12 protein-coding genes are annotated in these 10,167 nt (G+C 68.7%); 6 read left to right on the top strand and 6 right to left on the bottom strand.

Features of this window, described 5'->3' with window-relative positions; all coding sequences use genetic code 11:
• Positions 1-498 precede the first annotated feature (498 nt).
• The 4 genes from LDL49_RS55665 to LDL49_RS55655 all read left to right on the top strand — a co-directional run bounded on the left by LDL49_RS55665 (position 499) and on the right by LDL49_RS55655 (position 2,497).
• Positions 499-900, top strand: a complete 402-nt coding sequence (locus LDL49_RS55665; RefSeq protein WP_225303055.1) for a hypothetical protein — start codon at positions 499-501, stop codon at positions 898-900.
• Positions 901-1,177: 277 nt separating this feature from the next.
• Positions 1,178-2,005 (top strand): putative protein N(5)-glutamine methyltransferase, encoded by an 828-nt coding sequence (locus tag LDL49_RS55660; RefSeq protein ID WP_225303056.1) that lies wholly within the window; start codon positions 1,178-1,180, stop codon positions 2,003-2,005.
• Positions 2,006-2,144: 139 nt separating this feature from the next.
• The gene (locus tag LDL49_RS58090) at positions 2,145-2,270 is read left to right on the top strand and encodes a hypothetical protein (RefSeq protein WP_263656749.1); all 126 of its coding nucleotides are present in this window, start codon (positions 2,145-2,147) and stop codon (positions 2,268-2,270) included.
• Between the two features lie 5 nt (positions 2,271-2,275).
• Positions 2,276-2,497: a hypothetical protein gene (locus LDL49_RS55655; RefSeq protein WP_225303054.1), complete on the top strand. Its 222-nt coding sequence runs from the start codon at positions 2,276-2,278 to the stop codon at positions 2,495-2,497.
• Between the two features lie 3 nt (positions 2,498-2,500).
• On the opposite strand, the gene LDL49_RS55650 is transcribed toward LDL49_RS55655, so the two are convergent.
• The 6 genes from LDL49_RS55650 to LDL49_RS55625 all read right to left on the bottom strand — a co-directional run bounded on the left by LDL49_RS55650 (position 2,501) and on the right by LDL49_RS55625 (position 7,392).
• The gene (locus LDL49_RS55650) at positions 2,501-3,169 is read right to left on the bottom strand and encodes a response regulator (protein WP_225303053.1); all 669 of its coding nucleotides are present in this window, start codon (positions 3,167-3,169) and stop codon (positions 2,501-2,503) included.
• Positions 3,166-5,658 (bottom strand): sensor histidine kinase, encoded by a 2,493-nt coding sequence (locus tag LDL49_RS55645; protein WP_225303052.1) that lies wholly within the window; start codon positions 5,656-5,658, stop codon positions 3,166-3,168. Before LDL49_RS55645 ends, LDL49_RS55650 begins: the two co-directional genes overlap by 4 nt.
• Before the next feature lie 69 nt (positions 5,659-5,727).
• Positions 5,728-6,195, bottom strand: a complete 468-nt coding sequence (locus LDL49_RS55640; protein WP_225303051.1) for a group II truncated hemoglobin — start codon at positions 6,193-6,195, stop codon at positions 5,728-5,730.
• Between the two features lie 58 nt (positions 6,196-6,253).
• On the bottom strand, positions 6,254-6,463 hold the full coding sequence (locus LDL49_RS55635; RefSeq protein WP_225303050.1) for a hypothetical protein: 210 nt from the start codon (positions 6,461-6,463) through the stop codon (positions 6,254-6,256).
• 40 nt (positions 6,464-6,503) lie between these two features.
• A complete protein-coding gene (locus LDL49_RS55630; protein WP_225303049.1) occupies positions 6,504-7,151 on the bottom strand; it encodes a class I SAM-dependent methyltransferase in 648 nt (215 codons plus the stop codon).
• Between the two features lie 40 nt (positions 7,152-7,191).
• The gene (locus LDL49_RS55625; protein ID WP_225303048.1) at positions 7,192-7,392 is read right to left on the bottom strand and encodes a hypothetical protein; all 201 of its coding nucleotides are present in this window, start codon (positions 7,390-7,392) and stop codon (positions 7,192-7,194) included.
• A gap of 185 nt (positions 7,393-7,577) precedes the next feature.
• Here LDL49_RS55625 and LDL49_RS55620 point away from each other — a divergent pair, with 185 nt between their 5' ends.
• Complete coding sequence (locus tag LDL49_RS55620) at positions 7,578-8,213, top strand: helix-turn-helix domain-containing protein (protein WP_308016321.1); 636 nt, start codon at positions 7,578-7,580, stop codon at positions 8,211-8,213.
• Positions 8,214-8,319: 106 nt separating this feature from the next.
• Positions 8,320-9,741 (top strand): NAD(P)/FAD-dependent oxidoreductase, encoded by a 1,422-nt coding sequence (locus LDL49_RS55615; protein ID WP_225303046.1) that lies wholly within the window; start codon positions 8,320-8,322, stop codon positions 9,739-9,741.
• The last annotated feature ends 426 nt before the right edge of the window (positions 9,742-10,167 follow it).

Genomic DNA, 10,167 nt, shown 5'->3' with positions numbered 1-10,167 from the left:
AACACACTGTTGAGTTCTCAAGAAACGGACGCGTACTCCCCAACCTGCGAGAGGCGCACATTTCGTTTTCTGTTTTCGTTGTGTCTTTATCTTTTCAGCCGCCCGGCCCGGTGTCAAATTGACCCGAACCGCTCCGACCTGCTGGAATAAAGACCGCCCCGTTTCCGGGACAACCCCTCTAACTTACCAGACCATCCGGACAGATGCGAACCAACCGGACGAACCAGGAAGAAGTGGGATGTGCCGGGCACTGGCCTGGTTCCATGAACCCTTGGCCGCCCTGCCTGAGCAACTCTAGCAGCCGTCCACGCCTGCTTCGTGCCGTACAGGTAATCGTGACGTCCTTCCCTGCCCTCCAGATGCTCAAACCCGTCGAGTCGCCGCCCGGATCCGCCGCGGGCGGGTGACACGGCGGAGGCAAGCCGAAAGCAAGTCATCCGCAATCGCTGGTGTGTACGAAGTAGGTACGAGCAATCTGCGCCCTCGGAGGTGTCCGGAATGACCCGCTCGGAGTTCGATGACATCCGCGCCTTCCTTGCCGACGATGCGACTCATGCTGGAGACCTCCTCCGAGTCGCCCGGACACTGATCGACGACCTCGAGCACGCGCGCATGCGCGAGGCCGTCCTGCGGACGTACTACTTGCGCCTGCTCACCGCCGCCCGGGCCACGGTGGCCGCCGAGATGGTGGACGCGCCCGACCCGCTGGCCTTCATCAAGCACGAGCTCGCCGAACGCGGTCAGCTTCCCGAGGACGGGGAGGCCGTGCAGCGCATCCTGTCCGACGCGGCCGCGGCGGCCGCCTTGCTGGCCTGTCTGGAGCAGCAGCCGGCTCAGGTTCGGCCGAGGGGCATGCGGCTGCGCCGCTGCGTCGGCACCGCTCGCACGTTCCCGCACTGAGCGCCAAAGCCGCAAAGCCCCAAAGCCCCAAAGCCGCCGAACCTGATGGACCCCGACAGACCTGGCGAAGCTCGAACGGCTCTCGGAACCCAGACGAAGAGGCCGCTCGCCTGCCGAACAGGACGTCAGGTAATGTTGCCGTCCCCAGCGATGGACCCGATCGAGGAGGTGAGACCCATTAACGCTGCAGCAGGCTGGGTGCTCCCGCCTCGTGATCGTGCGGTCCCCCTGACATAGGTGACCGAGGGAGCGCTCATTGGCTTTCCGAAAGGCGCTCATGTCGGTTTTTCCGTCACCTGTCCCCCCATCCGCCATCATCACCAGGCTCCGGGCCGCCGGCTGTGTCTTCGCCGAGGACGAGGCGGCGTTGCTCATGTCGACGGCGAGGACGCCGGACGAGCTCACCACCATGGTCGACCAGCGGGTCGCCGGGCTCCCTCTTGAGCATGTTCTCGGGTGGGCGGAGTTCTGCGGGCTGCGGATCGCGGTGGATCCCGAGGTGTTCGTGCCGCGCCGCCGTACCGAGTTCCTCATCGACCAGGCCGAGGCCGCCGCGCTGAGCGGTCCCTCCCCCACCGTCATCCTCGATCTGTGCTGTGGCACGGGCGCGATGGGCGCGGCATTGGCCGCGACCCTCAGCAAAGAAGCGGCCCCTGACGAGAAAGGGGTCGAGCTGCATGCCGCGGACCTGCACCCCGCCGCGGTACGGTGCGCGCGTCGCAATCTGACCCCCATCGGCGGTCAGGTGTACGAGGGGGACCTCTACGAGCCGTTGCCCGCCACACTGCGGAGTCGCGTCGACATCCTGATCGCCAGTCCTCCCTACGTGCCCACCGAGGCGATCCGGCTGCTGCCCTCGGAGGCCCGCGTCCACGAGCCACTGGTGGCGCTCGACGGTGGCGCCGACGGGCTGGACGTCGTGCGGCGGGTGATCGCGGAGGCGCCGGCGTGGCTGGCGCCGGGCGGCCATCTGCTGGTCGAGACGAGCGAGCGCCAAGCGTCGCGGACGGCCGAGGACATGGCCGCCGCCGGGCTGATCCCGCGCGTGACCGCCTCCGAGGACCGGTACGCCACCGTCGTCATGGGCACCCGACCCATCGAGTAGTCAGGTGCTGCCCAGGTGACCAGAAGACGACCGCTCACTTACCCAGCCTTGGCCGATCGGCTGTAAGACTGCGCATATGTGGCAGCGATGGTTCAACTGGGCAGCAATCGCCCTAGTAGGCGGTTTCAGCCTCATATGGATGGGTGTCGTCATTTACGTGGAAGACACCCCCATCCTCTGGGTGCGCGTCGGCCAGCTGGTCTTCGGTGCCGCGCTGGCCGCTTGGGCCGTACGCAAGACAACCCTGATGATCACCAAGGCGTGAGTCTCATGAGCGATCAACTCTACGAAATCAGTCATGACATGGGGGATGACGTACAGCTCTCCGCCACCGCCATGTACCTGGACAGACTCCCGCAACGGCACAGAATCCTCGAGATCGATGACGAGGCCGCGCGGAGCATCTCCAGATGGGTGAACGAGGAGGACGGCCGCGAGTCCGACGCCTTCGCCGATCCGTTGGAGGACTCCTTCTTCTTCGAGCAGGAGTAGCGGCTACGGCTGGAAGCGATATCCCATTCCGGGCTCTGTCAGCAGGTGCACGGGGTGCCCCGGGTCGCGTTCCAGCTTGCGGCGCAGCTGCGCCATGTACTGCCGCAGATAGTGGGTCTCCTTCACGTACGAACTCCCCCACACCTCGTTCAGCAACTGCCGCTGGCTGATCAACTTGCCGGGATTCCGGGCCAGCAGCTCCAGGAAGTGCCATTCCGTCGGCGTGAGCCGTACCCCGCCCGAGACCGTCTTCGTGGCGAGATCGATCACGTGCTCCCCCACCCGCACCGTCGCGGGCTCGTCGGCGGCCGCTCCGGTGCGGCGCGTCACCGCGCGGATCCGCGCGAGCAGCTCATCGATCCCGAACGGCTTGGTCACGTAGTCGTCGGCCCCAGCGTCGAGGGCGTCCACCTTGTCGGGGCCGCCCGTCCGGCCCGAGAGCACGATGATCGGCACGCTCGTCCAGCCACGCAGCCCCTGGATGACGTCCACCCCGTCGAGGTCCGGCAGTCCCAGATCCAGGATGACCAGGTCGGGATGCCAGTCGGCGGCCTGGCGCAGCGCGGCGGTGCCGTCCGGCGCGACGGCCACCTCGTAGTTCCTGGCGACCAGGTTGACGCGCAACGCCCGCAAGATCTGCGGTTCGTCGTCCACTACGAGCACACGGGTCAAGGAGCCCTCCGCAATGAGACGGTCATGGTCAAGCCCCCTCCGGGCGTCTCCTCCGGTGTGAGCGTGCCGCCCATGGCCTCCGTCAGTCCCCGGGACAGCGCCAACCCGAGCCCCAGCCCCACCCCTTGCCGGTCGCCCAGCCGCTGGAACGGCAGGAACACCCGCTCCTGCGCCTCCGGCGGAATCCCGGGTCCCCGGTCGATGACGCGGATCTCGACGTACTCGCCGTAGGCACTCGCCGAGATCACCACCTGGCCGCCGGGCGGGCTGAAGCGGACGGCGTTGGACATCAGGTTGACCAGCACCCGCTCCAGCAGCGCCGCGTCGGCCATGAACTCCGGCACCTCGCCGGTGAACCCGTCGTGGACACGCTCGCGCAGCGGTCCGAGCTCGGCGATCGCCTGGGGGACGACGTCCTCGACGGCCAGCGGTTCCAGCGTGACGCCGAGCACGCCCGCCTGCAGCCGGCTCATGTCGAGGAGGTTCGACACCAGCCGGTCGAGCTTGATGAGCGATTCGCCGGCCGTGGCCAGCAGTTCTTCGCGGTCCTCGGGGGTCCAGTCGACCTCTGTGTCGCGCAGGCCGTGGACCGCGGCCCCGGCCGCCGCGAGCGGATTGCGCAGGTCGTGGCTGACGGCCGCGAGCAGGGCGGTGCGCATCCTGTCGGCCTCGGCCAGCGGCCTGGCCCGGTCGGCCTCCGCACGCAGGCGTTCCTGCCGCAGCGCCACCGCCGACTCCGCCGCGAACGCCTCGAGCACCTGCCGGTCGGCCGCGTCGAGCAGCCTTCCCCGTACGGCGAGCACCAGGTCGTCGTCGATGGGCACGTCGGTGTCGGCATGGCCCGCCGAGGTGGACGGCGGCCCTCCGGCCGTGGCCACGACGTGCCATGAGTCGCCGTCGCGCTCCAGCAGTGTGACGGCCTCTAGGCCGTACACCTCCTTGAGCCTGGCCAGCAGGGACGGCAGCGCCGCGTCGCCGCGCAGGACGTGGCCGGCGAGCGTGGACAGCACCTCGGCGTCGGCGCGCGAGCGGGCGGCCTCCCTGCTGCGGCGGGCCGCCTGGTCGACGACCGTGCTGACCATCGCGGCGACCAGTACGAAGGTGGACAGCGCGAACAGGTTCTCCGGCGCGGAGATCGTCAGCGTGTGGAGCGGCGGAGTGAAGAACCAGTTCAGCAGCGCGAAGCCGAGCACCGCCGCCGTCAGCGCCGGCCACCTGCCGCCCACCAGCGCGACGGCGACCACCAGCAGCAGGAAGAGCAGGATCTCGCTCGGCAACGTGAGCCGCTTGGCGAACGCCAGGATGACGGCCGTGAGCAGCGGCATCGCGAGCAGCGCCAGCGCCCAGCCGGCGATCCGCCGGTCCCGGTTGAGCGCGGCGGGCGAGCGGGCGGGACCGCGTACGCTCCGAACCGCCTCATGGGGCACCAGGAGGACGTCGATCGAGCCGGACAAGGCGGTCGCCGTGACGCCCACGCCACGGGACAGGAACTGCGCGAACCGGCCCCGCCTGGACGCGCCGATCACGAGCTGCGTCGCGTTCGCACCGCGGGCGAATTCCAGCAGCGCGCGTGGCACGTCATCGCCCACGACCTGGTGGTAGGTGCCGCCGAGGCTCTCGACGAGCGCCCGACGGCGTACGAGCGTCGCCGGCTCGCCGTCGGACGCCGGACCGCCGGGTCTGGTCACATGTACGACCAGCAGATCGACGCTCTTGGACCTGGCGGCGATCCTGGCGGCCCGCCTGATCAGCGTGTCATCCTCGGGGCCTCCGGTGAGCGCGACGACGACCCGTTCTCGGGCCTCCCAGGTGCCCGCTATGCCATGGTCCGCCCGGTAGCGGATGAGCTGGTCGTCCACCTTGCCGGCGACCCAGAGCAGGGCCAGCTCCCGCAGCGCGGTGAGGTTGCCGACGCGGAAGTAGTTGGACAGGGCCGCGTCGACCTTGTCGGGGGCGTAGACGTTGCCGTGCGCCATCCGGCGGCGTAGCGCCTCGGGGGACATGTCGACGAGCTCGATGCGTTCGGCCCGGCGTACCACCTCGTCGGGGACCGTCTCGCGCTGCGGGACGCCGGTGATCTGGCGTACCACGTCGTTGAGCGATTCGAGGTGCTGGATGTTGACGGTGGAGACGACGTCGATGCCCGCGTCGAGGATCTCGTCGACGTCCTGCCAGCGTTTGACGTTCTTCGAACCCGGAACGTTGGTGTGGGCCAGCTCGTCGATCAGCGCGGCCTTGGGGGCGCGTTGGATGACGGCGGCCACGTCGAGTTCGGTGAAGGTGGCGCCTCGATGGACGAGCGTTCTGCGGGGGATCGTCTCCAGCCCGTCGAGCTGGGCGGCCGTACGGGCGCGGTCGTGGGTCTCGACGAAGCCGACGACCACGTCGCGGCCGCGTTCCCTGGCGCGGGCCGCCTCGGCGAGCATCGCGAACGTCTTGCCCACGCCGGGGGCCGCGCCGAGGTAGATGCGCAGCCGCCCGCGTGTCATGCCTCGCTCCCCGGTGGTACGTCTGTGACCTCCAGGCTACGACCAGGGACGCGACGGCCTCTCTCCGGTCTACGGCTGGTACGGCGGAGCGACGCCCCAGCCCCAGTGCGGCACCGGAGCCTTGGTCGGGGGCTTCGCGCCGGGTTGGGAGTTGTGCACCGCCAGCCGGGTGCCCCACTCGATGTAGCCGGCGAAGGCGGCCCTGAACTCCGGATCGTCGGGCAGTCCGACCTCGTCGGCGGCGTCCATGAGCAGGTTGACCCACCTGCGCCGCTGCGGCTCGGTGATGCCCTTGCCGAGGTGCTGGGAGAGCATGTGGGGGTAGCCGCCGCGCTCCTTGGTGTAGCGGTCGGGGCCGCCGAACACCTCACTGAGCCACATCGCCACGTATCGGGGATGGCCGGGGTCCATGTGCGCGAACAGCGGCCCGATCAGCTCGTCCTTCTTGACGTGCTGGTAGAAGACCTCGGTGAGCCGCTCCAGCGCCTCCACCCCGCCCGCCCACTCGTAGAGGCTCGGCACTGCTTCGTTGTCCATGTAATCATGTAATCATCAGGTAGATCAGGTGGTCAACCAGCTCTCCGGCTGGCGACGATCATCCCCATGAACCCGCCAGCTGCGCCGACTGCGGACAGCGTGTCGTCGCCTTCAACAACGCGATCCCCGCCTGGGCCGCCGCCACCTCCAAGCGAGCCGGGCCGCCGTGAGCGCGCGGCACCTGGAACGGCGCCCTGGCCACCAGAGCCACGACCACCTTCGGCTTCCTGGCCTCCTGGAACGGCATCAATACCGCACTCGCCCCCACGTGCTCCCCACCTGAGCGCGCCGGGTGCCACCGACTGCCTTCAGCGAGCGGACGCCCTGACGGCCAGGATGCTGGGAATGGGCTGCTCGCCCGGTTCGTACACCCGCTCGATGGCGAGCCCGGCGTCGATGAAGGCGTTGATCAGGTCCGGTAGCGGCACCTGGCTCATCCCCACCCGGTCCCTGATCCCGCCTTCGCGCCACCATGACCCGCGCTGGTGCCAGCCCTTGAGGTGATACGTGGGATGGATGATCAGGGCGCCGTCCTCGCGGTTCTCGATGTGCGGGCCGTTGAAGCAGGGGTGCACCCCGTAGAACAGCAGCAGCCCGCCGGGGCGGAGCACCCGGGCCACCTCCCTCAGCAGCCCGGGGAAGTCGCCGATGTCGGTGGACACCCAGAAGGCGGTGACAGTGCCGAACACCCCTGAGGCGAACGGCAGCGCCGTGCCGTCACCCTGGAGCAGCGGCGCGGGATCCCGGCGGCGGGCGAGGCGCAACTGGTCGCCGGACCGGTCGAGCCCCACGACGGTCCTGCCGGTGGATCGGATCGCGTCGAGGTAGCGGCCGGTGCCACAGCCCAGGTCCAGGCACGTCCCGTCGCCTGGGCCCAGGAGTTCGGTCACGTCCGCGAGGTTCGGGACGATGAGCTCGTCGTACCACTCGGACAGGCCGTCATAGCGCGCCGTCATGATCCATTGATACCTCGGAATATGCCCGCATGACGGTTTATCAGCCGCGCGCCTGCCGTCGCTGGCGTATTCCGATGACGGCGACAACAACGCCGATGATGAAGACGATGGGGCCGATGATGGCCCAGAGAGTAACGCCACTCATCACGCTGCCACCGACGACGCCCAGCCCTTGAAGCGTCCACAGGGCGCCGACCAGGACCAGGAGCACACCGACTACGAGGAAGATCCATGCTTTCACTGCATTTCTCGTTTCTGTCGTGGAGTCTGTCGTGGAGGAGGAAAACAGCGAAACTATCGGGTTTATACCGGTCATTATGGCGAGCGGCCGCGACAAGGTCGCACAGACCACCAAGTTGATCTCACGCCGCCCGAGCCGGTGGCTGTTTCGTTATCTGACGCCCCCTTGCTGGGACTCCGCACGCTATGTACGGTCCCTTCATCGCTACTGAACAACTTGTTCAGTCCAGTCGATCAAGAGGTTCGATGACGGAGTCGGAGACCGAAGACTTGGGTGTACGTATCCGGGCCTACCGGAACATGCGCCAGATGACCGTTCGTGGACTCGCCGCCGAGGCCACGGCGAGCGCCAGCTTCATCAGCCAGCTGGAGCGGGGGCAGACCAGCGCGAGCATCGGGATGCTGCGGCGGATCGCCGGGGCTCTCGGGATCACGGTGGCCGACCTGTTCAACGAGCAGGACGAGGTCGGGCATCGGGTGTTACGCCGCGCCGAACGTCCGGAGCTCCCCACGCAACCCAGCACCCGCAAGTACCTGATCTCCCAGCGCCCTCTGCAGAATTTGGAGGTGTACGCCGGGGAGCTCGACCCGGGCGCGTCCACCGGGGACGAGCCGTACACCCACGGCGACTCCCAGGAGATCTTCCTCATCGTGCGCGGCCAGGTGACGCTCTGGCTCGGCCCGGCCGACTCGGCCGCCCCGCACGTCCTAGCGGCCGGCGACAGCGTCGAATACCGCACGTCGGTGCCCCATCGCGTGGTCAATGACGGCGACGAGACAGCCGAGGTCCTCTGGACGATCAGTCCGCCCACACCCGCTTGACCAACTCCGTCGCGGTGATGAGGTCACGCTCACCTTAGGCGGGTCCGACTCCGTACTCCTGGCCGACACTCCTGGCCGACGAAAGTGATGTGGAGGCAGTGCTCACGTGAAAGGCATCCCGCTGACCGAGGACTTCGCCAACGGCGGCGTCTCGTTCTGGTACCGGCAGATCGGCGTGCCGGACCGCCGGGCGGCGCTGCCCGGGGCCCGCTCGTACGACGTGGTGATCGTCGGTGGTGGCTACACGGGCCTGTGGACCGCGTACTACCTCAAGAAGGCCCAGCCCGACCTGCGGATCGCGATCCTGGAGCGGGAGTTCGCCGGGTTCGGCGCGTCCGGGCGCAACGGCGGCTGGCTGTCGGCCGAGTTCGCCGGCTCGCGCAAGCGGTACGCCAAGGCCCGGGGGCGCCAGGCGATGATCGACCTGCAGCACGCCATGTTCCGGTCGGTCGACGAGGTCATCGAGGTGACCCGTGAGGAGGGCATCGAGGCCGACATCCACAAGGGCGGCCTGGTGCACGTCGCGACCAACCCCGCCCAGCGGCGCCGGCTGCGCGAGGAGTTGTCCTCGTTGCGTACCTGGGGGTACGGGGAGGACGACCTCAGGGTGCTGTCCCGGGACGAGCAGCAGGAACGCCTGCAGGTGGCGGGGACCCTGGAGGCCACGTACTCGCCGCACTGCGCCCGCATCCAGCCCGCCAAGCTGGCCGTCGGACTCGCCTCGACGGTCGCCGCGCTGGGCGTGGACATCTTCGAGAACACCACGGTGACCGAGATCCGCCCCCGCCCGGCTTCAGGCGGTATGGCCTCGGCCGTCACCTCGCGCGGCGTCGTCTCGGCCGAGTACGTCATCCGCGCCACCGAGGGCTTCACCGCCAGCCTCGCCGGGCAGCACCGGCAGTGGCTGCCGATGAACAGCTCCATGATCGTCACCGAGCCGCTGCCCGCCGAGGTGTGGAAGCACATCGGCTGGTCGGGCAACGAACTGCTCGGCGACGAGGCGCACGCCTACATCTACGCCCAGCGCACCGCGGACGACCGGATCGCGATCGGCGGACGCGGCGTGCCGTACCGGTACGGATCGCGCACCGATTCCCAGGGTGCCACCCAGGCGCAGACGGTGGCGCTGCTCTGGCGGATGCTGGTCAAGCTGTTCCCCGCCGCGGCCGACGCCCGCGTCCAGCACGCGTGGTGCGGAGTGCTCGGCGTGCCGCGCGACTGGTGCTCCACGGCGCACCTCGACCACACGACCGGCCTCGGCTGGGCGGGCGGTTACGTGGGCAGCGGCGTCACCACCACGAACCTGGCCGGCCGTACGCTACGCGACCTGGTCCTGCGCCGCGACACCGAGCTGACGGCACTGCCCTGGGTGGGCCGCCAGGTCAGGCAGTGGGAGCCGGAGCCGCTGCGGTGGACCGGGGTGCAGCTCATCTACGCGCTCTTCAGGGCCGCGGACCGGCACGAGAACGACCGGGGCACCACGACCTCGGCCTACGCCCACATCGCCAACCTCATCTCAGGCCGCTGACCTATGTCAGGCCGCCACTGGAAGAGACGGGTATCCGAGAGTGCGAGCCCGGCTCGTTCACCGCGGTCAGGGACGGCTTTCCCGAGAATCGGCGCGTTTCGCCCTTTTGGTGATTCTCACGCTGACGTGGGCGACCGGCTCATGGCTGGCCAAGAAGTACGACTGGGCCGACCACAGCTACTTCCATGGGCACTTCGCGGGTGGCGCGATGCGTACCTTCGCGCTGTTCTCCCTACCCATGCTCCTGTGGCGATTAGGGCGGTCGATCCCCCGTCGTGCATACATCCGCCTGAGCACTGGGTGGATTCAACCGGTGCTCGCAACACTTCGCCGTTGGAGGTGTTGGTGAATGGGCCTGGGCAAGAAACAGCAGGCGGTCCGGTTGTACCGCGGTCAGATCCCCTCGCCGGGACGGCCGACCGTCGC

Source organism: Nonomuraea aurantiaca (genome assembly GCF_020215705.1).
GTDB classification, from domain to species: Bacteria; Actinomycetota; Actinomycetes; order Streptosporangiales; family Streptosporangiaceae; genus Nonomuraea; species Nonomuraea aurantiaca.
This window is presented reverse-complemented; position numbering and strand designations above follow the sequence as displayed.